Consider the following 24,473-nt stretch of genomic DNA (forward strand, 5'->3'; position numbering starts at 1 on the left):
AACGCTCGGCACGCCTCGACGGCCACATGCCCGGCATGCTAAACCGCCCGCCATGAACGATTCCAAGATCATCGACGCCCTGCTGCTGCCCTTCGAGCGCGACCTGCTGGCCTTGCCCGAGCAAGCCTTCCTGATGCGCGCCGAGCCTCACGAGGCGCTGCGGGGCGGCTGGCAGCCGCGTCTGCTCTGCGAGCAGGGCTTCAAGCCGGTTCACGACCGTCTGGTCCAGGCCGGATTCCGGACCGTGGCCCGCCTGGAGGGCCAGTTTCCCGCCGGGCTGGTCCTGCTGACCAAGCACAAGGCCGAGAACCGGGCCAACCTGGCGCGGGCCTGGGACCTGCTGCAGCCGGGCGGCGTGCTGGTGTGCTGCGGCGCCAACGCCCTGGGGGCGGCCAGCCACGAGCGCGAGGCGGAGCGGGCCTTCGGCCTGGCCGGATCGCTGTCCAAGCATCAGGCCCGCACCTTCTGGATGGTCAAGGGCGACCAGACGGCTCCGGCCGAATGGCTGGAGGCGGCGAAGCCCAGGCCGGTGGAGGGCTGCGACCTGATCGCCCGCGCCGGCTGCTTCAGCAGCGACCATGTGGATACGGGCTCGCGCCTGCTGCTCGATTGCCTGCCCGAAGGATTGGCCGGACGGGGCGCCGATCTTGGGGCGGGGTGGGGATACCTGTCCGCCGAGATTCTACGCCGTTTCCCCGACATCACCGGTATCGACCTGTTCGAGGCGGAAGCCCTGGCGCTGGAGGATGCCCGGACCAATCTGGGCGGCGACGAGCGGGCGGCGTTCCACTGGCTGGACGTGGGCGCCGGCCTGCCCAAATGCGAGCCCTACGACTGGATCGTCAGCAATCCGCCCTTCCACGAGGGGCGCAAGGCCGATCCCGCCATCGGCCAGGGCTTCATCACGGCGGCCTGGAAGGCCATCCGCCGGCGCGGCAAGTTCGTGCTGGTGGCCAACCGCAACCTGCCCTACGAAGCCGAACTGCGCCGCCGCTTCCGCGAGGTGACCCTGCTGCGGGAAGCCGACGGCTTCAAGGTCTATCTGGCGAGCAACCGCCATGACCGGTAAGGACGGGCGGGCAGGATGCCCGCGCACCGATGAATGCGTGGAGCGCGGCCGTCCCGGCCGCTTGTCGGGAGCGTGAGATGAGACTGATCCGCCTCGTCGCCAATCTGGGCTATGGCAGCCAGCGGGACGTCAAGGCCATGATCAAGGCCGGACGCGTCACCCTGGCCGACGGCTCTCCCTTGGACGAGGACTCCAAGGCGGAGCATGGCGACATCCGGGTGGACGGCGAGAAGCTGGACCCGCCGGCCGGTCTGGTGCTGATGCTGCACAAGCCCGAGGATTACACCTGCTCCACCTCGGATCCCGGGCGCATCGTCTATGAATTACTGCCCGAGCGCTTCATGCGGCGCAATCCCATCATCGCGCCGGTGGGGCGGCTGGACCGCGACAGCACCGGCCTCTTGCTGCTGACCGACGACGGGAAGCTGGCCCATCGCATCACCTCGCCCAAGCGCCACGTGCCCAAGACCTACGAGGTCACCCTGGCCCGGCCGCTGAGCGGGGAGGAGGGGGCGGCTTTCGCCTCGGGCACCCTGATGCTGCGGTCCGAGACCATGCCCCTGGCTCCGGCCGAACTGGTGGTGACGGGAGAGCGCACGGCCCGCATCACCATCACCGAGGGGCGCTACCATCAGGTCAAGCGCATGTTCGCGGCCCTGGGCAACCATGTGGAGCGCCTGCACCGCGCCGCCATCGGCGGGCTGTCCCTGGGAGATCTGCCCGAGGGGCAGTGGCGGACTCTCACCCCGGACGAGGTCGCCCTGGTGCTTGGGTCGTCAGGCTGTCCTTGATCAGGCCGAAGAAGATGCGCGGCTCGTCCGCCCCTTCGTAGCGCCAGCCCAGGTGCAAATCGCAGGCGCGGCAGGCGCATAATCGCCAGAGATAGCCCCTGAACCAGGTGAACTGGCCGCTGGCCGCTCCCAGCGCGACGGCGCCCGGCGCCTCCTTGAAGCACAGCACCCGAAAGACGATGCCGGCGGGGTTGAAGAAGACGTGCTCGAACCCGCCGTTGATGGCCATCTCCCAGCGCCCCTTGGTCACCGGGGCGCCGCAGCGGGCGCAGAAATACTCGATATCCCCGTTCCAGGACGCGACATGACTCTCCTGGGCGGGGGAATCGCGGGGCATGGTCAGTGGTGGGGATTGGGGCCTTCGACGATGCGGTCCATCAGGGCCAACAGCACGCCCGAGAACACGAAGGCCATGTGGATGCCCACCATCCAGGCCAGATTCTCCTTGTCCTGGCTTTCGACGTTCATGAACGCCTTGAGCAGATGGATGCCGGAAATGGCCACGATGGAGGCGATCAGCTTGAGCTTCAGTCCGCCGAAATCAACCTTGCCCATCCAATCGGGCCTGTCCTCGTGGTCGCCGGTATCGATCTTCGAGACGAAGTTCTCGTAACCGGCAAAGATCACCATCAACAGCAGATTGCCGGCCAGCGACATGTCGATGAGGGAAAGAACCATCAGGATGGTCTGGTTCTCGTTCATCTCCAGCACATGCGGCGCCAGATGGATCAATTCCTGGCAGAACTTGACCAGCAGCATCACCAGCGCCAGCACCAGCCCCAGATAGAAGGGGGCCATGATCCAGCGGCTGCGGAAGATCAGCTTCTCGAGAAATTGTTCCATGGGCCTCGACCTCGACGGGGGTTGCCGGCGCAAGATGGGTGCGCCGGCCGCCCTTGTCAAATTACGGGTTCAGGGTCGCCCCCAGAATATGCTCGCTCTTATGGACCACGTGGGCGCCCTTGCCGACGATCAGCGGGTCGGGAGTATGGACCAGACTGTGATCCTTGCCGGGATAGTCCAGCGAGTTGAGGAAGTGGAGCATGCAGTTGAGGCGCGCCCGCTTCTTGTCGTCGGACTTGACGATGGTCCAGGGCGCGTCGGCGGTGTCGGTATAGAAGAACATCGCCTCCTTGGCCTCGGTATAGTCGGCCCATTTGCCCAGCGACGCCTTGTCGATGGGTGACAGCTTCCATTGCTTCAACGGGTCGCGCTCGCGGGATTTGAAGCGGCGCAGCTGCTCGTCCTGGGTCACCGAGAACCAGTATTTGTAGAGCTTGATGCCCGAGCGGACCAGCATGCGCTCCACCTCGGGGGTCTGGCGCATGAATTCCAGGTATTCGGCGGGGGTGCAAAAGCCCATCACCCGCTCGACGCCGGCCCGGTTGTACCAGGAGCGGTCGAAGAACACCATTTCGCCCGAGGTGGGCAGGTGCTGGATGTAGCGCTGGAAGAACCACTGGCCGCGCTCGATCTCACTGGGTTTTTCCAGGGCGACCACCCGGGCGGCGCGGGGGTTCAGGTGCTCCATGAAGCGCTTGATGGTGCCGCCCTTGCCGGCGGCGTCGCGGCCTTCGAACAGCAGCACGAATTTCTGGCCGGTGTCGCGGGCCCACAACTGGACTTTGAGCAGTTCGGCCTGCAGCGCGGCCTTCTTGGTCTCGTACTCGGCGCGGCCCATGCGGCTCTTGTAGGGGTATTCGCCGGTCTCGAAGGCGTGGCGCACCGCTTCCGGGTCGTGGCGCATCTCCGCCAGGTCGTGCCGGGCCTGGGCGGCCGGGCCGAGCGGCTTGGCCGCCGCCGGCTTCTTGCGGATTGGGCGGGCCGGACGGGCGACGGGGTCCGTCGCGGGAGTCGCGACCGTTACGGTCTCGGCTTTGATTTCGTTCCCGTCGTCGATCATTCTTGCCCCCCTTGACTGTGGTCCATCCCGGAAATCCTAAGCCCTTACGGTTGCCGGGCCAAGGGTTTCCGGGAAAACCGGATCGGTGGGGTCCGAATCAATCGGTGCGCTGGATCAGATGGAAACCGAACGAGGTCTCCACCACGTCCGAAACCTCGCCCGACTTCAGGGCGAAAGCGGCCACCTCGAATTCCGGCACCATGGCGCCCTTGGGGAACTCGCCCAGATCGCCGCCGTCCTCGCTCGAGGGGCAATCGGAATACTGCCGCGCCATCTGGCCGAAATCGGCGCCCTGGGCGATCTCGTCCTTGATGCTGTTGATTTCGGCCAGGGCCTCGTCCTTGGAGCGGGTGGCCTGGGAACGGGACGAGCCCTTGTACATCAGGAGGATGTGGGAGGCGCGGACGGTGGAAGACATGAAACTCTCCGAAAGTGTTGAACGGCAAGCATAGACCTAGCGGCGTGGCTTCGCCAGTTCATGGATCAGGATGGCGGCGGTGGCCGCCACGTTCAGCGACTGGACGCGGCCCGAGCCGGGCAGGGTGACGATGTCGTCGCAAGCCGCCAGAGTGGCGGGGGGAAGGCCGTCCTCCTCGTTGCCGAGGATCAGGGCCACCGGCTTGCCCGGGCGGTTCAGCAGCTCGGCCACCGGCTTGCCCGACCCCAGGGCGGTGCCGACGATCCGGTGGGAATCCCTAAGCCGTTTCAGGGCCGCAACGAATTTCTGGGCGCGGATCACCTCGACCCATTCCAGCCCGCCCTCCGAGACGCGCAGCGCCGCCTCGGACGGACCGGCCTGGCCGGGATGGTCGGAGATCAAAAGGCGCTCCAGGCCGAAAAAGGCCATGGTCCGGGCGATGGCCCCCAGGTTGTGGGGGTTGCCGACGCCGTCCAGCACCAGCAGCGGCTTGCCGTCCTTGGCCCATTGATGGGCCTCGGCCGGGTCGAAGGGGCGCAGGGGCTTGGGCCGGGTCACGGCGATGATGCCGCCGTGCAGCGGCGAGCCGAGGATTTTGGTCAACTCGTCGGTCGGCGTCATGCGGTAGGGCTTGCGCGCCGCCGCCAGGGCCTTGCACATCTCGCCGGCCGCGTCCTTCATGCGCTCGTCGTAGAACAGCCGCTCGACCCGGGCCGGGTCGTGGGCGAACAGGGCCTTGACCGCCGGCAGACCGGCCACCTTCTCGGTGTCCGGCTCGGGACGCCGGGGCGGCGGCTGCTTCTTGTGCGGAAACGGCGCTCGTGCCATTGCTGGGCCTTTCGGGAAGAGTGGAACCGGTGTTGTGACTCGGCTGATCGTCTTCAACAAGCCCTATGACGTGCTGACCCAGTTCACCGACCGGGAGGGCGGGCGGGCGACGCTCAAGGATTACATCGACGTGCCGGGGGTCTATGCCGCCGGGCGGCTCGACCGCGATTCGGAAGGCCTGCTGGTGCTGACCGATTCCGGCCCGCTGGCGGCGCGCATCAGCGATCCCAGGCACAAGCTGGCCAAGACCTATTGGGCCCAGGTGGAGGGCGTGCCGTCCGAGGCCGACCTGGACAAGCTGCGCCGGGGCGTGCTGCTCAACGACGGGCCGACCCTGCCGGCCGGGGCGCGGGCCATGGCCGAGCCGGAAAACCTGTGGCCGCGCGATCCTCCCATCCGTTACCGCGCCGCCATTCCCACCGCGTGGATCGAGCTGACCATTCGGGAGGGTCGCAACCGTCAGGTCCGCCGCATGACGGCCGCCATCGGGTTTCCCACCCTGCGCCTGATCCGCTGGGCGGTGGGGGAGTGGACGCTCGATGGCCTGGAGCCGGGACGGTGGCGCGACGTCAAGCCGCCGCCAGCACCGCGCCCAGGCATCCCACGGCCTCGTCCAACAGCTCGCGGCTGATCACCAGGGGGGGCGCGAAGCGGATGGTGTTGCGGTGGGTGTCCTTGGTGAGGATGCCCTTGGCCGCCAGCCGGTCGCAGACCTTGCGGGCCTGGACGCGGGCCGGATCGAACTCGATGCCGATGAACAGGCCACGCCCCCGGATATCCCTGATCAGCGGACTGGAGAGGGCGCGCAGACGCTCCATCAGCCAGGGGCCGAGCTCGGCGGCGCGCTCGGCCAGCCCCTCGTCCACCAGCACCCGCAGGGCCTCGCGCCCCACCGCCGCCGCCAAGGGGTTGCCGCCGAAGGTGGAGCCGTGGTCGCCGGGCTGGAACACATCCATCAGTTCCGCCTTGCCCAGCAGCAGCGATACCGGCAGCAGGCCGCCGCCCAGCGCCTTGCCCAGGGTCACCGCGTCGGGCTTGACGCCCTCGTGCTCGCAAGCCAGCAGGCGGCCGGTGCGGCCGAGTCCGGTCTGGATCTCGTCGGCGATCAGCAGCACCCGCCGGCGGTCGCAGATCTGGCGGCAGCGGGCGAGATAGCCGTCCGGCGGCACGATGATGCCGCCTTCGCCCTGGATGGGCTCCACCAGGAAGGCGGCGGTATCCCTGGTGATGGCGCGGTCCAGGGCGTCCGCATCGCCGAACGGCACCAGATCGAAGCCGCCGGGGAAGGGGCCGAAGCCCTTGCGGTACTGCTCCACCGTGGACATGCCGACAATGGCGATGGTGCGGCCGTGGAAATTGCCCTTTGCGGCGATGATGCGGGCCTGGCCTTCCGGCACGCCCTTGACCGTGTGGGCCCATTTGCGCGCCGCCTTGAGCGCCGTCTCCACCGCCTCGGCCCCGGTGTTCATGGGCAGCGCCCGGTCCATGCCGGTCAGCGCGCAGGCCAGCTCGGCGAAGGGACCCAGCGGCGCGGTGTGGAAGGCCCGCGAGATCACCGCCAGCTTGCCCGCCTGCTCGGTCAGCGCCCGGACCAGCCGAGGGTGGCCATGGCCGTGGCTGACGGCGGAATAGGCGCCCATCATGTCGATGTAGCGCCGCCCGGTCTCGTCCCACACCAGGGCGCCTTCGCCCCGGACCAGCACCACCGGCAGCGGATGGTAGTTGCGGGCGCACCATTTGTCCTCGAGGTCGATGGTGGCGGTCATGACGGTTCTCCCGGTTGGACCGCCATGGCGAGGAGGGCCTCCATCAGGGCGGCGGTCTTGCCCGCCACGTCGTGGGGCGGGCTGTATTCGGCGATCTCGAAGGCAAGGCAGCGGGGCGAGGCCAGCAGCGGCCGCAAGCATTCCAGCAGTTCGGCGGCGCGGATGCCGCCCGGTACCGGCGAGCCCACCGCCGGAGCGTCCCCGGGGTCGATGGCGTCCAGGTCCAGCGTGATGCCGAACGGCCCGGCGGGCAGGGGGAGCGCGGCGGCAAGACCCCGCGCGGCCACTTCTTCCATGGGGATGACCCGCAGCCCCGACTGGTGGGCGAAGGAATCCTCCTCCCGCTCGAAACTGCGCACCCCCACCAGGGTGACCCGGGAGGGCGTGAGCGGCGGGGCGGGGCAGGCCACGCCGGCCAGCTGGGGGTGGCAGCGGCCCAGCAGGCAGGCCAGGGGCATGCCGTGCAACGCGCCGGACGGGCTGGTGGAGGGATCGTGGCAATCCATGTGGGCGTCGATCCACAGCAGATCGAACCGGCCCGGCGGCGCCAGCGCCCGGCGCAGACCGCTCCAGGTGCCCATGGCGATGGAATGGTCGCCGCCGATGACGATGGGAAAGCGGCCTTGGCTCCTGGCCCCGGCCACCGCCCCGGCCAGGGCTTCACAGGCCTGGGCGACCACCGTGGCGGGCGAGGCGGGGGATACGGCGACCGGCACGTCATGCCAGGCAATATCGGGCGAGCGGATCGCCAGACGGTCGAATGCGCCTGATTGTTTGAGTACTTCCGGCCCCTTGGCGCATCCCGGATCGCGGGCGCCTTGTCCTATTCCGACGGCGATGATCGTGCAGCGACGAGTCATGGCGGCCTCCTGGGCCTGTCATACCGTCCGCCCATGGAACTGACTCTTCATGTCATCCCGAGCCTTGGCGAGGGATCTTTCACGCGATGGCGGCAGAAGGTGCGGGTTGAAAGATCCTTCCTCCCTGCGGTCGTCAGGATGACAAGTCGGTTCAAATGACGGCCGGTATCATTGAATCATGTGAGGGGGAAAGGCGGGCTTTGGTAGGGCTGCCTTGAAAATGCCCCGATTCCATCCCGTTTGCCGCCACGATCGGCGGTCATTGTCCTCGGCAGAAGGCGATCGGCCTTCCACCCCAAGGACGGAACCATCATGAAAAGCAGCAAGACCGCCGAGACGCAGCCCGCTTCCCCCCAGGTCAAGGCCGAGGACGCGGAGGCGCTCCGCCGCCGCCGGGCTCAGATCGCCGCGTATATCTAGGAAAGAATGGCCGGCGGCCCGGTCGCCTCGAACGTCGCGGCCCAATCCGCGATCGGGGACGACCCGGAAGCCGGCGTAAATCCGGCGTAAGACACCGCTTCGGCCGCATCGGTGGCCGGAGCGGCGCCGGCGATGCCGGTGGCGCCCAGGTCCTGACGATCGGCCTGACTCTTGACGGTATCGGGCGAAACGGGGGAGGCGGCGGAGGTCTTTGCCTGAGCCGCGGGCTCCCAGCTGATCTCCACACGGCGGGCGGCGGCATCCTTGGACCCCTTTCGGCCGCCCTTGACGATACCCTGACCCACCACCTCGACCCGCGCGGTGACGCCCAGCTTGCGCAGCTGGTCGGCCACGGCCTGGGCCCGCTTCTCCGACAGAATCTTGTTGTAGGCCGCCTTGCCCGACGAATCGGTGAAGCCCTGGACACGGATCACCGCCGGCGCCGCCGCCTTCAGCGACGGCGCCAGTCCCCACAGCACCTGCATGGTCGAGCCGGTGATGTCGGCCTTGCCATGATTGAAGTGGACCACCACCGGCGACGGCGGCAGGGCCGCGTCGTCCGTCGCCACGGGGGCGGCGGGCGGAGGCGGCGCTGTTACGGTCGGGGTTGAGGCGGTGGCCTGGGGCGCGGTGGTTGCCGGCGCCATGGGTTCGGGCATGGCACAGGCCGACACCGCCGCCAGGGCGGAGAGGGCCGTGATGATGCGGATGAACCTCATGGGACGGACTCTTCTTGCGATCCAGAATCCCAATGTTGCAAGAAAAGAATCGGCTGTCCAGAGCTTTATAAGTAATGGCCGGAGGCGACTCCAGTCCAGGAATCATTGCCTCAGTGAACTGAATCGAGAAAGGCCGGTTTTTCTTAAAGTAACGTCTTTGCGACGGAGGATTGAGAGGAGGCGAAAAATCAGCCTCCGCCAATGGGTTATGATACATTCCTTGATTTCCGCCCCAGTATGGGGGCGAGGTAATGACCGGTGTAACTTTCCCGGCAGGCCGCCACGTCTTCGGGAGTCCCGGCCGCCACGATGCGGCCGCCGCCATCGCCGCCTTCCGGCCCCAGATCGACGATCCAGTCGGCGGTCTTGATGACTTCCAGGTTGTGCTCGATGACCAGCACGGTGTTGCCCTGATCGACCAGGGCCTGGATCACCTCCAGCAGCTTGCGCACGTCCTCGAAATGCAGGCCGGTGGTGGGCTCGTCCAGGATGTACAGCGTCCGGCCGGTGGAACGCTTGGACAGTTCCTTGGCCAGCTTGACGCGCTGGGCCTCGCCGCCCGAGAGCGTGGTGGCCTGCTGGCCGAGATGGATGTAGTCCAGGCCGACCCGCTGCAGGGTGATCATCTTGTCGCGGATGGCGGGGACCGCCTTGAAGAAATCGGCGGCCTCCTCGACGGTCATGTCGAGAACATCGGCGATGCTCTTGCCGCGGAAGGTGATGTCCAGGGTCTCGCGGTTGTAGCGCTTGCCCTTGCAGACGTCGCACTGGACGTAGACGTCGGGCAGGAAGTGCATCTCGATCTTGATGACGCCGTCGCCCTGGCAGGCCTCGCAGCGGCCGCCCTTGACGTTGAACGAGAAGCGCCCCGGCTTGTAGCCGCGCACCCTGGATTCGGGCAGTTCGGTGAACCAGTCGCGGATGGGCGAGAAGGCGCCGGTATAGGTGGCCGGGTTGGAGCGCGGCGTGCGGCCGATGGGGCTCTGGTCGATGTCGATGATCTTGTCCAGATGCTCGATGCCGTCGATGCGGTCGAAGGGCGAGGGCTGTTCGCGCGCGCCCATCAGGCGCCGGGCCAGGGCCTTGTACAGGGTCTCGATCACCAGGGTGGACTTGCCGCCGCCGGAAACCCCGGTGATGCAGGTGAGCGTTCCCAGCGGGATATGGACGTCCACGTCCTTGAGGTTGTTGCCGCGCGCCCCGATCAGGGACAGGGTCTTGCCGCTGCCCTTGCGGCGCTCGGTGGGAAGAGGGATGTGGTCCAGGCCGGTGAGGTAGCGCCCGGTCATGGAATTGGCATCGGCCATCACCTGTTCCGGCGTGCCTTCCGACACCACCCGGCCGCCGTGGATGCCGGCACCGGGTCCCATGTCCACCAGGTAATCGGCGGCGCGGATGGCGTCCTCGTCGTGCTCGACGACGATGACGGTGTTGCCGATGTCCCTGAGGCGCTTCAGGGTGGCCAGCAGGCGGTCGTTGTCCCGCTGGTGCAGGCCGATGGAGGGCTCGTCCAGCACGTAGAGCACGCCGGTCAGCCCCGAGCCGATCTGGCTGGCCAGCCGGATGCGCTGGCTCTCTCCGCCCGACAGCGAGCCCGAGCCGCGCCCCAGCGTCAGGTATTCCAGCCCCACGTCCACCAGGAAGCCCAGGCGGTCGTTGATCTCGCGCAGAATGCGCCGGGCGATTTCCTGGTCCTTGGGCCGCAGGTGGTTGTGGAGGTCGGCGAACCAGTCCCGCGCCGCCAGGATGGAGAACTCGGTGGAGTCCGAGATGTGAAGGCCGTGCACCTTGACCGCCAGGGCCTCGGGCTTGAGACGCGCCCCATTGCAGGCCTCGCACGGTGCGGTGCCCTGGAAGCGCGACAGTTCCTCGCGCACATAGGACGAATCCGTCTCGCGGTAGCGGCGCGCCATGTTGGGGATGACGCCCTCGAACGACTTCTCGGTATGGTATCCCCGGAAGCCGTCCTCGTAGGCGATGCGGATCTCCTCGTTACCCGAACCGTGGAGAATCACCTCCCGGACCCGTTCCGGCAGGTTCTCCCACGGCGTTTCCAGGCTGAAGCGGTAGTGCTCGGCCAGTCCCTGCAGGGTCTGGACGTAGTATTGCGAGGTGGAACCGGCCCACGGCGCCAGGGCGCCTTCACGCAAGGAAAGCGCAGGATTCGGAACGACCAGTTCGGGATCGAAATAAAGCTTCACTCCCAGGCCGTCGCAGGACGGGCAGGCGCCGAAGGGGTTGTTGAACGAGAACAGGCGCGGCTCGATCTCCTCGATGGTGAAGCCCGACACCGGGCAGGCGAACTTGGCGGAAAAGGTGGTGCGCTCGCCGGTATCGGCGTTCTCGGCGATACAAAGGCCGTCGGCCAGGGACAGCGCCGTCTCGATGGAATCGGCCAGCCGGTTGCCGAGGCCCGGCTTCACCACCAGGCGGTCCACCACCACCTCGATGTCGTGCTTCTTCTTCTTGTCCAGGGTGGGGACGTCGTCGATCTCGTACAGGGTGCCGTCCACCTTGACCCGCTGGAAGCCCTTCTTCTGCAGCTCCTGCAGGTCCTTGCGGTATTCGCCCTTGCGGCCGCGCACGAAGGGGGCCAGCAGATAGAGGCGGGTGCCTTCCTCCATGGCCTCGACGCGATCGACCATCTGGCTGACCGTCTGGCTTTCGATGGGCAGACCGGTGGCGGGCGAGTGGGGCACGCCGACGCGCGCCCACAGCAGGCGCATGTAGTCGTAGATCTCGGTCACCGTGCCCACGGTGGAGCGGGGATTCTTCGAGGTGGTCTTCTGCTCGATGGAGATGGCCGGCGAGAGGCCCTCGATGCTCTCCACGTCGGGCTTTTGCATCAGTTCCAGGAACTGGCGGGCATAGGCCGACAGCGATTCCACATAGCGGCGCTGGCCCTCGGCGTAGATGGTGTCGAAGGCCAGCGACGACTTGCCCGAGCCCGACAGGCCGGTGATCACCACCAGCTTGTCGCGGGGCAGGTCCACGTCGATGTTCTTCAGATTATGCTCGCGGGCGCCGCGCACCCGGATGAAGCCGCTCATGTCAGGCCGATCCACGTTCACCGAAACAGGGGCGGGATGTTAGAGAGATTCGCATCGGGGATAAAGGCCTTGCCCGGCATGGCTGGCATGGGTATGGTCCGCCCCGTCATTGGGGAGTAGCCGCCTTCGGTCATCAGAAGGGGGCGCGTCAACAGACTAGGGCCTTTGGGCCCTTGGCGCGTCCGGCCCGAAAGGGCTTGGCGAGACCTTTGGCTTCGGAATTCGTGCGTCCCAGGGATTGGGCGGGATTCCGGGCCATCGGTCGTGTTTCGCCCAATCCCCCCTATGGTGCCCTGATGGATTCCCTGCTCGTATCGCTCGCCGTGGTCACCGCCGCCGAGATCGGCGACAAGACCCAGCTCCTCGCCCTGTTGCTGGCCGCCAAGTTCAGGAAGCCCTGGGCGGTGGTGGCCGGCATCTTCGTCGCCACCATCGCCAATCACGGATTGGCGGCATGGCTCGGCATCGAGGTGGCGCGGTGGATCGGACCCGAAACGATGCGCTGGATCGTTGGCCTGTCCTTCATCGCCATGGCCGCCTGGACCCTGGTTCCCGACAAGATGGACGAGGACGACCAGCCGAAGATGTGGGAGAAGGCCGGCGCCTTCGTCGCCACCACCATCGCCTTCTTCCTGGTGGAGATCGGCGACAAGACCCAGATCGCCACATTGGCCCTGGGGGCGCGGTTCGGCGATCTGCTCATGGTGACCACCGGCACCACGCTCGGCATGCTGATCGCCGACGTGCCCGCCGTGTTCGTGGGCAACGCCATGGCCGGAAAACTGCCGCTCAAGCTGGTGCGCCTGGTCGCCGCCGCCCTGTTCGCCATCCTGGGCGTGCTGGCGCTGATGGGGATGGGGGGAGAGTTGATGGGGTAACACCCTTAAGGTCTATGCGTCTTGATTTTTATCCCCACGAAGTGATCTCTGTTGTCTTAGCACAACTTTGGGGGATGAGATGTATACAAAGTACATTCCAATAGCTGCCGTCGCGCTGGGCGTGACGGCAGCCGCCGCCACGGCCGCCGAGTCCTGCGCCCCGGCGGCGGGCGGCCCGTCCTACACCCTGCAGACTCTGGATGGCAATCCCGCCCTCGGCGGCTATCGCCTCGCGGTCAAGGTCAATGGCGGGGACACCCAGCCGGTTCTGGTGGATACCGGTTCCAACCTGCTGATTCTGCCGTATTTCTACATGGGCGGCTTTCCCCGGCCCACCAACGGCCAGCCGGTGGTGCTGACCGGCCCCAACGTGGTGTCGGGCAAGCTGGCCTATGGCTATGGCAGCAGCGGCAACGGCTATCAGGGCTATCTGGTCCAGGCCGACGTGGTGGTCAATCCCGGCATGGCCTCGCCGCCCGTCGCCAAGGGGGTGGTGGTCTACGCCGTCACCGAAACCTGCGAGGCGGGCCAATGCCAGGCGGTGATGCCCAACGGCAACGGCGCCGGTATCGGCATGATGGGAGTGGGATTCCAGCAACTGGCCCCGACCATGGTGATGACCAACGGCAAGGTGCCGACCAACACCAACATCCTGGGCGAGATTTCCGGCCTGCAGACCATCGGCTACATCTTCCGTCCCGATGGCATCGTGGTCGGCCTCAACGCCCAGAATACCCAGGGCGTCACCTGGTACCCCCTGGACAACGACACCGCCAACGGGGCAGGGGTGCCCAGCGGCTGCTTCAGCATCACGCCTCCCGGTTCGAGTACCGCTCTCGGCCCCTATTGCGGCACCATGCTGTTCGATACCGGGTTGGGTGACATGTATCTGTGGCAGAACGTCACGCCTTCCATCTGCCCGCCCGATGGCGGCGGCAAGACTTCGGGCTTCGCGGGCGTCCCCTTCCTGCCGGGCACCAAAATCACCGTCGCCGTGCCCGATGCCAAGGGAGCGGCGGTCAATTACAGCTTCACGGCCAATACGCAGCAATTGGCCAATCCGCAGCCGCTGCCACCCGGCACGCCCATCACGGCCTATTGCTCGACGACCCAGGCGGGCCCCCACAGCAATGTCAGCCGCATGCCGCTGCAGCTTTACAGCTATTACCGCAACCAGACCTGCAATACCTACGCCTTCACCCGGAACTGAGGGAATGGGCTGGGGCGCCGGGGCGCGCCTCAGCCCGACCGCAGGGTGCGCACGGCCGCGTCGCGCTCGAACAGGTAGAGCAGGACGCGCAGCGCCTCGCCGCGCGGAGTGGACAGGTCCGGGTCCTTGTCCAGGATCAGGCGGGCATCGTCGCGGGCGGCGGCCAGCAGATCGCCGTGGATGGCGAGGTCGGCGAGGCGGAATTCCGGCAGGCCGCTCTGGCGGGTGCCCAGCATCTCGCCGCCGCCCCGAAGGCGCAGATCCTCCTCGGCGATCCTGAAGCCGTCCTCGGTGGCGCGCATGATCTCGAGCCGCGCCTTGGCCACTTCGCCCAAGGGCTGGCCGTAAAGCAGCAGGCAGCGGGATTCCCTGGTGCCGCGCCCCACCCGGCCGCGCAGCTGGTGCAGCTGGGCGAGGCCGAAGCGCTCGGCGTGCTCGATGACCATGATGTTGGCGTCGGGCACGTCGACGCCCACCTCGATCACCGTGGTGGCCACCAGGATGTCCAGGCTTCCGGCGGCGAACTCGGCCATCACCTTGTCCTTGAGGGTGGGCTTCATCTTGCCGTGGACGAGGCCGACCCGCTCGCCGAACACCTGGGAGAGATGGCGGTGGCGTTCCTCGGCCGCCGCAAGGTCCGAAGTCTCGGATTCCTCCACCAGCGGGCAGACCCAATAGGCCCGCGCCCCCGAGGCCACGGCGCGGCCGATGCCGGCCACCATCTCGTCCAGGCGGGCCAGCGGCACCACGCGGGTGTCGATGGGTTTGCGTCCCGGCGGCTTCTCGTCCAGGCGCGACGCGTCCATGTCGCCATAGGCGGTGAGCAGCAGGGTGCGGGGAATGGGGGTGGCGGTCATCACCAGCATGTCCACCGCCAGTCCCTTGGCCGCCAGTTCCAGCCGCTGATGCACGCCGAAGCGGTGCTGCTCGTCGATCACGGCGAGCGCCAGGTCCTTGAAGGCCACGTCTTCCTGGAACAAAGCGTGGGTGCCCAGCAAAATGTGAACCTCGCCCGAGGCCAGGCCGTCGAGGACCGCCTGGCGGGCCTTTCCCTTGTCGCGCCCGGTGAGCAGCGCGACCTTGAGGCCCGCCGCCTCGGCCAAGGGCGCGATGCCGGCGTAATGCTGGCGGGCGAGGATTTCGGTGGGCGCCATCATGGCGGCCTGACAGCCGGCCTCCACGGCGGTGAGCATGGCCAGTAGCGCCACCACCGTCTTGCCGCTGCCCACGTCACCCTGGAGCAGACGCAGCATGCGCAAGGGCTGCGCCATGTCGGCGCCGATCTCGGCCAGCGAGCGGCTCTGGGCGCCGGTCAAGGTATAGGGAAGCGCCGCCATCACCTTGGCCCGCAAGCTGCCGTCGCCCACCAGGGCGCGGCCCTTGAGCCTGCGCATCTGGGCGCGGACCATGGCGAGAGCCAGCTGGTTGGCCAGCAATTCGTCGAAGGCCAGCCGCCGGCGTGCCGGAGTGTCGCCGGTGGCGCTCCGCTCGTCCTCGGGATGATGGAGCTGATGAAGGGAGGTGCGCCAGTCGGGCCAGTTCTGGCGCGCCAGCCAGTGGGGCTCCTGCCATTCCGGCAAGTCCGGGGCCTTGGCCACCGCCGCCGCCACCGTCTTGGCCACGGCGCGCCCCGTCAGCCCGGCGGTCAGGCCGTAGACCGGCTCGACCGCCATGACCTGGGCGATCTGGTCCAGGGGCACGATATGGTCGGGGTGGCTGATCTGGATCTCGTTGTTGAAATGCTCGACCTGGCCGCTGACCACCCGGATCTCGCCCTCGGGCAATTGCTTCCTCAGCCAGTCCTCGCGGCCATGGAAGAACACCAGATGGAGGAAGCCGGTCTCGTCGCTAAGGCGCACCCGGTAGGGGCGTTTGGGCGAGGAGGAGGGGAAGTGGGCGTCCACCCGGAGTGTCAGGGTGGCGACCTTGCCGTGGGGCGCCTCCATCACCTTGGGGGCGAAGCGACGGTCGATCACGCCGGTGGGCAGGTGCCACAGCAGGTCCAGCACCTTGCCGCCCACCAGCCGCTCATAAAGTGGCGCAAGGCGCGGACCGATGCCGGGCAGGCTGGTCACCGGGGCGAAGAGGGGAAACAGAACCTGGGGGCGCATGGCGGGCTGACATTCGGACGGCGAGGGGCTATATCCTAGTCGGCTCCGAAACCGACGCAATGCCGGATACGATGGATCAAGATCGACTGAAGCGCCTGATGTTCCGCGCCCACCACATGGGCTCCAACGAGAACGACATCCTGTTCGGCGGTTTCGCCGCCAAGTATCTGGAAACCTTGACCGCCGAGCAGGCCGAGCGGTTCGAATCCCTCATCGCCGAGAACGACACCGACCTGTTCAATTGGGTGACCGGCAAGGAAGAGGTGCCGGAACATCTCGACCACGACGTGATGGCGATGATGAAGAAATTCGTACAAAGCGAAGCCGCACCGATTTGAAAAACCTGGATAAACTTATCGCCGAGCCTGGGCGCCGCAAGGTCGCCGGCGCGCCGGAAGGGCGCGACGCCCTGCTGCTGGCCGAACTGGCCGCCGGCGCCGAGGGCGGCATCCTGCACGTGGCCCGCGACGAGGGCCGCATGGCCCGGGTGGCCGAGGCGCTGTCTTTCTTCGCCCCCGAGCTCCAGGTGCTGGAATTCCCCGCCTGGGATTGCGTGCCCTATGACCGCGTCTCGCCCAACGTGGACGTGGTGGCGCGGCGCATCGACACCCTGGCCCGTCTGGCCGATGGGGTGAAGGGCGCCTTCGTGGTGCTGACCACCGTTCCCGCCCTGGCGCAGCGCGTGCCGCCCCGCGAGTCCCTGGCCCAGGCGACGCTCGACGCCCGCAAGGGGTCGCGCCTGTCCATGGACAGGCTGACCGCCTTCCTGTCCAAGAACGGCTACGTGCGCGCCGACACGGTGATGGAGCCCGGCGAATACGCGGTGCGGGGCGGCATCATCGATCTGTTCCCGCCGGGCGCCACCGAGCCGCTGCGTCTCGACTTCTTCGGCGACGAGATCGACAGCGTGCGGTCCTTCGACCCCATGAGCCAGCGCACCACCGGCAATGTGGAGGGCTTCGTCTGCCGCCCGGTGGCCGAACTGGGCCTGGACGAGGCCTCCATCGCCCGTTTCCGCGCCGCCTACCGCGAGATGTTCGGGGTGGTGCAGGGGCCTGACCCGCTGTACGAGGCCGTTTCCGAGGGCATCAAGTTCAACGGCATGGAGCATTGGCTGCCGCTGTTCCACGACGGCCTCGACACCTTGTTCGCCTATGTGCCCGAGGCGGCGGTGGTCCTCGACCACCAGTCGGACGAGGCGCTGGCCGCCCGTCACGCTTTGGTGCTGGAATATTTCGACGCCCGCGCCGGGCTGGCGGGTTCCGGCCTTTCCGAATCCGGCATGGTCTACCATCCCATTCCGCCCGAGCGGCTCTATCTCGAGCGCCCGGAATGGGACCGGCTGCTGGGCATGCGCCCCGTCCTCCATCTGTCGCCCTTCGATCCGGTGGAGGATTCCGAGGCCGATGCCGGCGGGCGGCTGGGCCGCGATTTCGCCGACATGCGGGCCCGGCCGGGCACCAACGTCTACGACTGCGTGCGCGAGCATGCCGAGGAGCAGGCCAAATCGGGGCGCCGGGTGGTGATCGCCGCCTGGACCCAAGGCTCGCGCGATCGCCTCGCCGGGGTGCTGAAGGACCACGGCGTCAAGGGAATTCAGGCGGTGGACAGCTGGGCCGAGGCCCAGGCGCTGGACAAGGGAAGGGTGGCGGCGGCCGTCCTCGGCCTCGACCACGGTTTCACCACCGCGACCCTGGCGGTGGTCACCGAGCAGGACATCCTGGGCGACCGGCTGGCGCGGCCCGCCCGCAAGAAGAAGAAGGGCGCCCAGTTCATCGCCGAGGCCTCGGCCCTGGCCGAGGGCGATCTGGTGGTGCATGTGGAGCACGGCATCGGCCGCTATGACGGTCTGGTCGCCGTCGAGGTGTCGGGCGCTCCCCACGATTGCCTGCGGGTGATCTATGACGGCGGCGACAAGCTGTTCGTGCCCGTGGAAAACATCGATGTGCTGACCCGCTTCGGCTCGGAGCAGGCCGGCGTATCGCTGGACAAGCTGGGCGGCACGGCGTGGCAGGCCCGGAAGGCCAAGCTCAAGAAGCGCATCAGGGACATCGCCGACCAGCTGATCGGCATCGCCGCCCAGCGCAAGATGCGCCAGGGCGAGGCCTTGGTGCCGGCGGAAGGGCTCTACGACGAGTTCTGCGCCCGCTTCCCCTTCGCCGAGACCGACGACCAGCTGCGCGCCATCGAGGATTCCATCGCCGATCTGGCGAGCGGCAAGCCCATGGACCGCCTGATCTGCGGCGACGTCGGCTTCGGCAAGACCGAGGTAGCCTTGCGTGTCGCCTTCGTGGCGGCGTTGCAGGGCCTTCAGGTGGCGGTGGTGGTGCCCACCACGCTCTTGGCCCGCCAGCATTACCGCACCTTCAAGGAGCGTTTCGCCGGCCTGCCGGTGCGCGTCGAGCAATTGTCGCGGCTGGTGGCGGCCAAGAAGGCTTCCGAGGTCAAGGCGGGCGTGGCCGACGGCTCGGTGGACATCGTGGTCGGCACCCATGCGCTGCTCGCCAAGGGCATCGGCTTCAAGCGCCTGGGCCTGTTGATCATCGACGAGGAACAGCATTTCGGCGTGGCGCACAAGGAGCGCCTGAAGCAGCTGAAATCCGACGTCCACGTGCTGACGCTGACCGCCACCCCCATTCCCCGCACGCTCCAGATGGCGCTGTCGGGGGTGAAGGAGATGAGCGTCATCGCCACGCCGCCGGTGGACCGCCTCGCCGTGCGGACCTTCGTGCTGCCCTACGATCCCGTCGTGCTGCGCGAAGCCATCCTGCGCGAGCGCTACCGGGGCGGACAGGTGTTCTACGTCTGCCCGCGCCTGGCCGACATCGACCGGGTGGCCGAGCGTCTCGCCAAGCTGGTGCCCGAGGTCAAGACCGCCGTCGCCCATGGCCGTCTGGCCCCCGCCGACCTAGAGGAGGTGATGGTGGCCTTCGGCGACAAGCAGTACGACGTGCTGCTGTCCACCAACATCATCGAATCCGGCATCGACATGCCGTCGGTCAACACCCTGATCATCCACCGGGCCGACATGTTCGGCCTGGGCCAGCTGTACCAGCTGCGCGGCCGGGTGGGGCGCTCCAAGACCCGCGGCTACGCCTATTTCACCCTGCCCAACGACAAGGTGCTGTCCAAGGCGGCGGAAAAGCGCCTGCAGGTGATGCAGGCGCTGGATACCCTGGGGGCCGGCTTCCAGCTGGCCAGCCATGATCTCGACATCCGGGGCGCCGGCAACCTGCTGGGCGAGGAGCAGTCGGGCCATATCCGCGAGGTGGGCATCGAACTCTATCAGCAGTTGCTGGAGGAGGCGGTGGCCGCCGCCAAGGGCGGGCAGGGGGGGGAGGCGGCCGAGGAATGGTCGCCCCAGATCGGCGTCGGCACCCCGGTGCTGATCCCCGAGACCTATGTGGCCGACCTGTCGGTGCGCCTGTCGCTCTATCGCCGCATCGGCTCGCTGTCCGATCAGGCCGAGATCGAGGCCCTGGCCGCCGAGCTGATCGACCGCTTCGGCAAGCTGCCGCCCGAGGTGGAGAACCTGCTGGAGGTGGTGGCCATCAAGGCCCTGTGCAAGCTGGCCGGCATCGACAAGGTGGATTCGGGGCCCAAGGGCGCCGTGGTCAGCTTGCGCGGCAACGTCTTCGCCAATCCGGCCGCCCTGGTGCAGTTCATCGCGCGGTCGGCCGGCACCTGCAGGATCCGCCCCGACCACAAGATTGTCTTCCTGCGCGCCTGGGAGGACCCCAAGGAGCGGATTATCGGCCTGCGCAAGGTGATCGGCAAACTGGCGGAATTGGCAGCCGCCTGAAAATCGGATATAGCGCTAGGTCCGCCTTTAGGAACTGACATGAAATATCCCACACCCCCCACCGTCATCCCCCTGGAAAACATCCTTCCCGACGAGCCCCTGCTGATGATGGGCGCCGGACCGGTGCCGATTCCGGTCAAGGTGGCCATGGCCAACTCGCTGATCATCAACCACCTGGGCGACACCATGAACGCGGTGATCGAACAGGTGAAGACCATGGGCCGCTACGTCTTCCAGACCGATTCGCCCCATGTCATGGGCGTCGCCGGTCCGGCCTCGGCCGCCATGGAGATGGCCATCGCCAATCTGGTGGAGCCGGGGACCAAGGTCCTGTCCATCTGCAACGGCCTGTTTTCCCGCCGTCTGGCCGAGATGGCCGACCGGGTGGGCGGCGACGTCACCCGCCTCGACGCCCCCGACAAGCGCGCCATCGCCGCCGAGGACGTGGAAAAGGCCTTGAAGACGGGCAAGTTCCAGATTCTGACCGTGGTGCAGGGCGAGACCTCCAACACGGTGTGGAACCGCGATCTGGTGGAAATCTGCCGCCTGGGCAAGCAGTACGGCTGCCTCAACATCGTCGATGCCGTCTGTACGCTGTCCACCATGCCCATGGAAATGGACGAGTGGCGGGTGGACGCCATCATCACCGGCGGCCAGAAGGGCCTGTCCTCCATTCCCGGCGTGTCGCTGATCGCCTTCTCGGAGGAGGCCTTCGCCCGCATCGAGAAGCGCAACGCCCCCATGGCCCACTGGTGCCTGGACGCCCGTCTGGCGCATCAGTTCTGGCACAACCACTCCTACCACTACACCGCCCCGGTGTCGGGCATCCTGGCGCTGCACGAGGCGCTGCGCCTGATCGGCGAGGAGACCCTGCCGGGCCGCTTCCGCCGTCACGCCCAGTGCTCCAAGGCGCTGCAGAACGGCATCGAGGCCATGGGCCTCAAACTGCTGATCGAGGAGGATTCGCGCCTCAACTCGGTGGTGGGCATCGAACTGCCCACCCATGTGTCGGCCGATCAGGTCCGCCACATCATGAGCCAGGTGCACAAGGTGGAAATCTCCGGCGCCTTCGGCCTGCCCATCGTCCGCATCGGCCAGATGGGCGAGCAGTCCCGCGCCCCCAACCTGTTCCGCACCCTGCATGCGCTCGGCTCCGCCATGCGCGTCGCCGGCGGCAAGGTGGACATGCCCGGCGGCATGGCCGAACTGGAGCGCAGCCTGGCGTCCGAGGTGAGGGGGTAGAGTAATCTTTTCAAAGATTACCTATTCCATTTCCTTCCGTCTCTCGAACAGGATCCCTTCAGTGGTTCGCCACTGAAGGGATTTTTTGTTGGGGACTCCGTCCATGCCCAAACTTGGCTTCATGGTTCTGGTGGGATTGATCACGCTGGCTTCCGGCGCGGCGTCGGTCACCCTTGCCGTGGTCCCGGACCTGGGCCTGTCGCCCCACGTTACCACTCTGATCCAGATGTTCTCGGATACCTGGAAGATCGGCGTGGGAGCGCTGATCGGTGCCGGTCGGGAATTCGGCACCCGGTGAGAGAACCACAGAGGCACAGAGGCACAGAGACACAGAGGAAAAATCCAGGAAGCTGTCACCCTGAGCATCGCGAAGGGTCTTTCAGGCATCTGTGGCGGCAGCCTCACGCTGAAAGATGCTTCGCTCCGCTCAGCATGACGGTTTCATTGGCTCCGATGCACCGTCAGGCCGCCCGGGGCCTGGCAGACCGGCATCATCTCGATGCGGTTGATGTTGACGTGGGCGGGAAGCGACGCCGCCCAGTAGACCGCCTCGGCGATGTCGTCCGCGGTCAGCGGCTGGGTGCCCTCGTAGACCTTGGCGGCTTTCTCGGAATCGCCGTGGAAGCGGACCTGGGAGAATTCGCTGCCGCCGCACAGGCCGGGCTCGATATTGGTCACCCGCACCCGGGTCTTGACCAGATCGGTGATGAGGTTCAGCGAGAACTGGGCGACGGCCGCCTTGGTGGCGCCGTACATGTTGCCGCCGCCGTATGGATAGGTGCCGGCCACCGAGCCCAGATTGATCACATGGCCCCGGTCGCGCTCCACCATGCCGGGCAGAATGGCGCGGGTCATGTACATCAGGCCCTTCAGGTTGGTGTCGATCATGGTCTCCCAGTCGTCGAGATCGGCGTTCTGGGCGGGCTCCATCCCCAGGGCGAGCCCGGCGTTGTTGACCAGCACATCCACCGGCCAGGGCAGGGCGGCGGCGAAGGCGGAAACGGCGGCGCCGTCGCGCACGTCCAGGGGGACGGCATGGACCGGCACGGCGGCGCCCAGCTCGGCCTTCAGCGCCTCCAGCCGCTCGGCGCGGCGGCCGCAGACCACCAGATTGGCGCCATGGGCGGCGAAGCGCCGGGCGATGGCGGCGCCGAAGCCGGCGGTGGCGCCGGTGACCAGGACGGTGCGGTTCTTCCACATGCTATTCGTTGATCTCCGAGGGGCGGGGGGCAAGGGGGCGGGCGGGGTCCACGTCGCGGATCATCACCAGTTCGGGCATGATGGACAGCGGATTCTCGATCTTCCAGATATAGACCTTGGCGGTGCCGAAGGGCTTGACCTGGGTGGCGTTGTGCTTGACCACGTTGCCGTCGGTGGTGACGCGGAACTCGCCCTCCATGTTGAGGCCCAACTCGGCCAGGATCTGGGCGTCCGAGGGCTTCATGGCGTTGGCCCGGATGACGATGGCGCCGTTCTCCATGGAGCGCAGCGAGATCAGGCGGGCGTCGCGGCGGATCAGCGAGGTCAGCTGCACCTTGCCCAGGCGGCCGACCCGCTCGTATTCCACGGCGAAGCGGCCCTTGCCCTTGGCCTCGATCTTGCGGAAGGCGATGTCGCGGGCGAGGTCGCGGCGGATGTTCTCCTGCCGCTCGGCCTCGTCCTCGGGCTTGACCTTGTTCTTGCGGTAATCGTCCAGGATGGGGGCGAACATCAGGTCGCCCTTGTAGGTCAGCGAATAGTCGCCGTACTTGGACAGCCGCAGCTCGCTTCTGAACTTGTCGGGGATGTAGCACGACGACAGCAGCAGCACAGCCGCCAGGACGCCGATCCGCTTCAGCCAGTCACCCGCCACCGTGCCCTCCGGACTTTTCCAAGCTCTTGGCAGCCTGCCACAGCGCCTCCATCTCGTCGAGGGTGGCGGCCTCGGCCGAACGCCCGGCCGCCTTCAATTCCGTCTCGATGTGGCGGAAACGGCGCTCGAACTTGGTGTTGGCCCGCTTCAGGGCGCGCTCGGGATCGACGCCCAGCTTGCGGGCCAGGTTGACGCAGACGAACAGGACGTCGCCCATCTCGTCCTCGAGCCGGTCGAAGGGGGCGTCCGCGCGGATTTCCTCGGCGATTTCACGGGCTTCCTCGGCCAGCTTGTCGAGGATGGTCTCGGGCCGGTCCCAGTCGAAGCCCACCCGGGCGGCGCGCCTCTGCAGCTTCAGGGCCCGGGTCATGGGGGGCAGGGTGCGGGCCACCCCGTCGAGAATCCCCGGTTCGGCCCCGCCCAGGGCCTTGGCGGCGCGCTCGCGCGCCTTGGTCTCCTCCCAGGCCTCCACCTGACCGGCGCTGTCGCGGCCGTCGTTCTCGACGAAGACGTGGGGATGGCGGCGGATCATCTTGTCGGCGATGGAGGACGCGATGGCGTCGAAGTCGAAATCGCCGCTTTCCTTGGCCATCTGGGCGTAGAACACCACCTGGAACAGCAAATCGCCCAGTTCGTCCTTCAACTGAGGCATGTCGCCGTGCTCGATGGCCTCGGCCACCTCGTAGGCTTCCTCGATGGTGTAGGGGGCGATGGTGGCGAAGCTCTGCTCCAGGTCCCAGGGGCAGCCGCCCTCCGGCGAACGCAGCCGGGCCATGATGGCCAGCAGGCGGTCGATGGGTTTCTCGCTCATTGGCCGGACTTGGCCTCGGCGGCGAAGTCGGCGCCGGTGCCCCAGGGATCGTCCACCATCATCAGCGGGCAATACTGGCGGTAGGTGGCGGTGATCTCCTCGAACGGCACGTCCCAGAAGCTGCCATGCTGGGCCACGTATTCCATGTGGCGGCGGTCCTGCTTGTCGAAGGGATGGAAGACCGAATCGGTTTTCCCATCCCATTCAAGGGGATGGACGCCGAACTTCTCGCACAGCGCCAGATTGAAGGCCGGTGTGGCCTTGACCCATTGGTCCTCGGCCATGATCTCGGCGAAGGCGTGCCAGCGGAAGACGTCGCTGCCGTTCTTGTCCAGCAGCTTGGGGGTGGCCAGGTGGTTGCGCACGTCGGCGAAGCCGATACGGGCGGGAATGCCCACGGCGCGGGCGCAGGCGGTCAGCAGCGCGGCCTTGGGGATGCAGAAGCCGCTGCCCTTGGCCAGCACGTCGGCCGCCGAATAGGTCTCCGGCGCGTTGAAGCGGACATAGGGGTCGTAGAGGACGCCGTCGCGCACCGCGTAATACAGCCGGATGGCGGTGTCCAACCGGCTGGAAGCGCCCTGGGCGGCCTTTTGGGCGAAGGCGACGATGGCGGGATCGTCGCTCTGGATGAAGCGGGCGGGCTGCAGGGCACGTGGATCGATGCTCATGGGCGGGGCTGACCTCGGATTGGCTGACGCCGCCAGCATAGGCGGAGCGGTGCCTCCGGGCAAACCCTGCCGATG

General features: G+C 67.2%; 23 protein-coding genes and 1 riboswitch. Of the genes, 9 read left to right on the plus strand and 14 right to left on the minus strand.

Annotated features, from left to right (window positions below; genetic code table 11):
• Nucleotides 1–52: 52 nt before the first annotated feature.
• Both ACV4UZ_RS02575 and ACV4UZ_RS02580 read left to right on the plus strand, forming a co-directional pair.
• Nucleotides 53–1,069 carry a class I SAM-dependent methyltransferase gene (locus tag ACV4UZ_RS02575; protein WP_491599369.1) on the plus strand — a complete coding sequence of 339 codons (1,017 nt, stop codon included), beginning with the start codon at nucleotides 53–55 and terminating at the stop codon, nucleotides 1,067–1,069.
• 77 nt (nucleotides 1,070–1,146) lie between these two features.
• Nucleotides 1,147–1,860, plus strand: coding sequence for a pseudouridine synthase (locus tag ACV4UZ_RS02580; RefSeq protein WP_491599370.1), 714 nt, complete (start codon nucleotides 1,147–1,149; stop codon nucleotides 1,858–1,860).
• On the opposite strand, the gene ACV4UZ_RS02585 is transcribed toward ACV4UZ_RS02580, so the two are convergent.
• From ACV4UZ_RS02585 to ACV4UZ_RS02605, 5 genes are all read right to left on the minus strand, one after another.
• Complete coding sequence (locus ACV4UZ_RS02585) at nucleotides 1,811–2,197, minus strand: cereblon family protein (RefSeq protein ID WP_491599371.1); 387 nt, start codon at nucleotides 2,195–2,197, stop codon at nucleotides 1,811–1,813. The two genes, ACV4UZ_RS02580 and ACV4UZ_RS02585, sit on opposite strands and share 50 nt — an antisense overlap.
• 2 nt (nucleotides 2,198–2,199) lie before the next feature.
• Nucleotides 2,200–2,703, minus strand: coding sequence for a TIGR00645 family protein (locus ACV4UZ_RS02590; RefSeq protein ID WP_491599372.1), 504 nt, complete (start codon nucleotides 2,701–2,703; stop codon nucleotides 2,200–2,202).
• A 61-nt stretch (nucleotides 2,704–2,764) separates the two neighbouring features.
• Nucleotides 2,765–3,763: a polyphosphate kinase 2 gene (gene ppk2 / locus ACV4UZ_RS02595; protein ID WP_491599373.1), complete on the minus strand. Its 999-nt coding sequence runs from the start codon at nucleotides 3,761–3,763 to the stop codon at nucleotides 2,765–2,767.
• Between the two features lie 97 nt (nucleotides 3,764–3,860).
• Complete coding sequence (locus tag ACV4UZ_RS02600; RefSeq protein ID WP_491599374.1) at nucleotides 3,861–4,181, minus strand: peptidylprolyl isomerase; 321 nt, start codon at nucleotides 4,179–4,181, stop codon at nucleotides 3,861–3,863.
• Nucleotides 4,182–4,217: 36 nt separating this feature from the next.
• A complete protein-coding gene (locus tag ACV4UZ_RS02605) occupies nucleotides 4,218–5,009 on the minus strand; it encodes a TrmH family RNA methyltransferase (protein ID WP_491599375.1) in 792 nt (263 codons plus the stop codon).
• Between the two features lie 34 nt (nucleotides 5,010–5,043).
• Between ACV4UZ_RS02605 and ACV4UZ_RS02610 the strand changes: the two genes are divergently transcribed.
• The gene (locus tag ACV4UZ_RS02610; RefSeq protein WP_491599376.1) at nucleotides 5,044–5,640 is read left to right on the plus strand and encodes an rRNA large subunit pseudouridine synthase E; all 597 of its coding nucleotides are present in this window, start codon (nucleotides 5,044–5,046) and stop codon (nucleotides 5,638–5,640) included.
• Here ACV4UZ_RS02610 and rocD read toward each other — a convergent pair.
• From rocD to uvrA, 4 genes are all read right to left on the minus strand, one after another.
• A complete protein-coding gene (gene rocD, locus ACV4UZ_RS02615) occupies nucleotides 5,579–6,775 on the minus strand; it encodes an ornithine--oxo-acid transaminase (protein ID WP_491599377.1) in 1,197 nt (398 codons plus the stop codon). The genes ACV4UZ_RS02610 and rocD overlap by 62 nt on opposite strands.
• Nucleotides 6,772–7,635 (minus strand): arginase, encoded by an 864-nt coding sequence (locus ACV4UZ_RS02620; protein ID WP_491599378.1) that lies wholly within the window; start codon nucleotides 7,633–7,635, stop codon nucleotides 6,772–6,774. Before ACV4UZ_RS02620 ends, rocD begins: the two co-directional genes overlap by 4 nt.
• Nucleotides 7,636–8,051: 416 nt before the next feature.
• A complete protein-coding gene (locus ACV4UZ_RS02625) occupies nucleotides 8,052–8,774 on the minus strand; it encodes an OmpA family protein (protein WP_491599379.1) in 723 nt (240 codons plus the stop codon).
• A gap of 206 nt (nucleotides 8,775–8,980) precedes the next feature.
• Nucleotides 8,981–11,824, minus strand: a complete 2,844-nt coding sequence (uvrA, locus tag ACV4UZ_RS02630) for an excinuclease ABC subunit UvrA (RefSeq protein ID WP_491599380.1) — start codon at nucleotides 11,822–11,824, stop codon at nucleotides 8,981–8,983.
• A 99-nt stretch (nucleotides 11,825–11,923) separates the two neighbouring features.
• A riboswitch (yybP-ykoY riboswitch) is annotated at nucleotides 11,924–12,103 on the plus strand.
• Between the two features lie 17 nt (nucleotides 12,104–12,120).
• On the opposite strand from uvrA, the gene ACV4UZ_RS02635 reads away from it, so the two are divergent.
• Nucleotides 12,121–12,702, plus strand: coding sequence for a TMEM165/GDT1 family protein (locus tag ACV4UZ_RS02635; RefSeq protein ID WP_491599381.1), 582 nt, complete (start codon nucleotides 12,121–12,123; stop codon nucleotides 12,700–12,702).
• A gap of 79 nt (nucleotides 12,703–12,781) precedes the next feature.
• Entirely contained in the window at nucleotides 12,782–13,912 is a 1,131-nt protein-coding gene (locus ACV4UZ_RS02640) for a hypothetical protein (RefSeq protein WP_491599382.1), read from the plus strand.
• A 29-nt stretch (nucleotides 13,913–13,941) separates the two neighbouring features.
• Here the strand turns inward: ACV4UZ_RS02640 and recG are convergent, their stop codons facing one another.
• Nucleotides 13,942–16,023 carry an ATP-dependent DNA helicase RecG gene (recG, locus tag ACV4UZ_RS02645; RefSeq protein WP_491599383.1) on the minus strand — a complete coding sequence of 694 codons (2,082 nt, stop codon included), beginning with the start codon at nucleotides 16,021–16,023 and terminating at the stop codon, nucleotides 13,942–13,944.
• A gap of 71 nt (nucleotides 16,024–16,094) precedes the next feature.
• Here recG and ACV4UZ_RS02650 point away from each other — a divergent pair, with 71 nt between their 5' ends.
• From ACV4UZ_RS02650 to ACV4UZ_RS02665, 4 genes are all read left to right on the plus strand, one after another.
• The gene (locus ACV4UZ_RS02650) at nucleotides 16,095–16,361 is read left to right on the plus strand and encodes an FAD assembly factor SdhE (RefSeq protein WP_491599384.1); all 267 of its coding nucleotides are present in this window, start codon (nucleotides 16,095–16,097) and stop codon (nucleotides 16,359–16,361) included.
• Nucleotides 16,358–19,825: a transcription-repair coupling factor gene (gene mfd, locus ACV4UZ_RS02655; protein WP_491599385.1), complete on the plus strand. Its 3,468-nt coding sequence runs from the start codon at nucleotides 16,358–16,360 to the stop codon at nucleotides 19,823–19,825. Before ACV4UZ_RS02650 ends, mfd begins: the two co-directional genes overlap by 4 nt.
• Before the next feature lie 39 nt (nucleotides 19,826–19,864).
• Nucleotides 19,865–21,067: a pyridoxal-phosphate-dependent aminotransferase family protein gene (locus ACV4UZ_RS02660; protein ID WP_491599386.1), complete on the plus strand. Its 1,203-nt coding sequence runs from the start codon at nucleotides 19,865–19,867 to the stop codon at nucleotides 21,065–21,067.
• A gap of 103 nt (nucleotides 21,068–21,170) precedes the next feature.
• Complete coding sequence (locus ACV4UZ_RS02665) at nucleotides 21,171–21,365, plus strand: hypothetical protein (protein ID WP_491599387.1); 195 nt, start codon at nucleotides 21,171–21,173, stop codon at nucleotides 21,363–21,365.
• A gap of 143 nt (nucleotides 21,366–21,508) precedes the next feature.
• Here the strand turns inward: ACV4UZ_RS02665 and ACV4UZ_RS02670 are convergent, their stop codons facing one another.
• The 4 genes from ACV4UZ_RS02670 to ACV4UZ_RS02685 are packed head-to-tail and all read right to left on the minus strand — an operon-like array spanning nucleotide 21,509 to nucleotide 24,398.
• Nucleotides 21,509–22,267, minus strand: a complete 759-nt coding sequence (locus ACV4UZ_RS02670; protein WP_491599388.1) for an SDR family oxidoreductase — start codon at nucleotides 22,265–22,267, stop codon at nucleotides 21,509–21,511.
• 1 nt (nucleotide 22,268) lies between these two features.
• Nucleotides 22,269–22,919 carry a hypothetical protein gene (locus ACV4UZ_RS02675; RefSeq protein WP_491599389.1) on the minus strand — a complete coding sequence of 217 codons (651 nt, stop codon included), beginning with the start codon at nucleotides 22,917–22,919 and terminating at the stop codon, nucleotides 22,269–22,271.
• Complete coding sequence (mazG, locus tag ACV4UZ_RS02680) at nucleotides 22,909–23,730, minus strand: nucleoside triphosphate pyrophosphohydrolase (RefSeq protein ID WP_491599390.1); 822 nt, start codon at nucleotides 23,728–23,730, stop codon at nucleotides 22,909–22,911. The genes ACV4UZ_RS02675 and mazG overlap by 11 nt, the downstream gene beginning before the upstream one ends.
• On the minus strand, nucleotides 23,727–24,398 hold the full coding sequence (locus ACV4UZ_RS02685) for a transglutaminase-like domain-containing protein (RefSeq protein ID WP_491599391.1): 672 nt from the start codon (nucleotides 24,396–24,398) through the stop codon (nucleotides 23,727–23,729). Before ACV4UZ_RS02685 ends, mazG begins: the two co-directional genes overlap by 4 nt.
• Nucleotides 24,399–24,473: the final 75 nt, after the last annotated feature.

The organism is Paramagnetospirillum sp., from assembly GCF_058402745.1.

Excerpts from the sequence above, each read along its gene's own strand:
- ACV4UZ_RS02575 (WP_491599369.1), top strand. The coding sequence starts at position 53 with ATGAACGATTCCAAGATCATCGACGCCCTGCTGCTGCCCTTCGAGCGC.
- ACV4UZ_RS02580 (WP_491599370.1), top strand. The coding sequence starts at position 1,147 with ATGAGACTGATCCGCCTCGTCGCCAATCTGGGCTATGGCAGCCAGCGG.
- ACV4UZ_RS02585 (WP_491599371.1), bottom strand. The coding sequence starts at position 2,197 with ATGCCCCGCGATTCCCCCGCCCAGGAGAGTCATGTCGCGTCCTGGAAC.
- ACV4UZ_RS02590 (WP_491599372.1), bottom strand. The coding sequence starts at position 2,703 with ATGGAACAATTTCTCGAGAAGCTGATCTTCCGCAGCCGCTGGATCATG.
- ppk2 (WP_491599373.1), bottom strand. The coding sequence starts at position 3,763 with ATGATCGACGACGGGAACGAAATCAAAGCCGAGACCGTAACGGTCGCG.
- ACV4UZ_RS02600 (WP_491599374.1), bottom strand. The coding sequence starts at position 4,181 with ATGTCTTCCACCGTCCGCGCCTCCCACATCCTCCTGATGTACAAGGGC.
- ACV4UZ_RS02605 (WP_491599375.1), bottom strand. The coding sequence starts at position 5,009 with ATGGCACGAGCGCCGTTTCCGCACAAGAAGCAGCCGCCGCCCCGGCGT.
- rocD (WP_491599377.1), bottom strand. The coding sequence starts at position 6,775 with ATGACCGCCACCATCGACCTCGAGGACAAATGGTGCGCCCGCAACTAC.
- ACV4UZ_RS02620 (WP_491599378.1), bottom strand. The coding sequence starts at position 7,635 with ATGACTCGTCGCTGCACGATCATCGCCGTCGGAATAGGACAAGGCGCC.
- ACV4UZ_RS02625 (WP_491599379.1), bottom strand. The coding sequence starts at position 8,774 with ATGAGGTTCATCCGCATCATCACGGCCCTCTCCGCCCTGGCGGCGGTG.
- uvrA (WP_491599380.1), bottom strand. The coding sequence starts at position 11,824 with ATGAGCGGCTTCATCCGGGTGCGCGGCGCCCGCGAGCATAATCTGAAG.
- ACV4UZ_RS02635 (WP_491599381.1), top strand. The coding sequence starts at position 12,121 with ATGGATTCCCTGCTCGTATCGCTCGCCGTGGTCACCGCCGCCGAGATC.
- ACV4UZ_RS02640 (WP_491599382.1), top strand. The coding sequence starts at position 12,782 with ATGTATACAAAGTACATTCCAATAGCTGCCGTCGCGCTGGGCGTGACG.
- recG (WP_491599383.1), bottom strand. The coding sequence starts at position 16,023 with ATGCGCCCCCAGGTTCTGTTTCCCCTCTTCGCCCCGGTGACCAGCCTG.
- ACV4UZ_RS02650 (WP_491599384.1), top strand. The coding sequence starts at position 16,095 with ATGGATCAAGATCGACTGAAGCGCCTGATGTTCCGCGCCCACCACATG.
- ACV4UZ_RS02660 (WP_491599386.1), top strand. The coding sequence starts at position 19,865 with ATGAAATATCCCACACCCCCCACCGTCATCCCCCTGGAAAACATCCTT.
- ACV4UZ_RS02665 (WP_491599387.1), top strand. The coding sequence starts at position 21,171 with ATGCCCAAACTTGGCTTCATGGTTCTGGTGGGATTGATCACGCTGGCT.
- ACV4UZ_RS02670 (WP_491599388.1), bottom strand. The coding sequence starts at position 22,267 with ATGTGGAAGAACCGCACCGTCCTGGTCACCGGCGCCACCGCCGGCTTC.
- mazG (WP_491599390.1), bottom strand. The coding sequence starts at position 23,730 with ATGAGCGAGAAACCCATCGACCGCCTGCTGGCCATCATGGCCCGGCTG.
- ACV4UZ_RS02685 (WP_491599391.1), bottom strand. The coding sequence starts at position 24,398 with ATGAGCATCGATCCACGTGCCCTGCAGCCCGCCCGCTTCATCCAGAGC.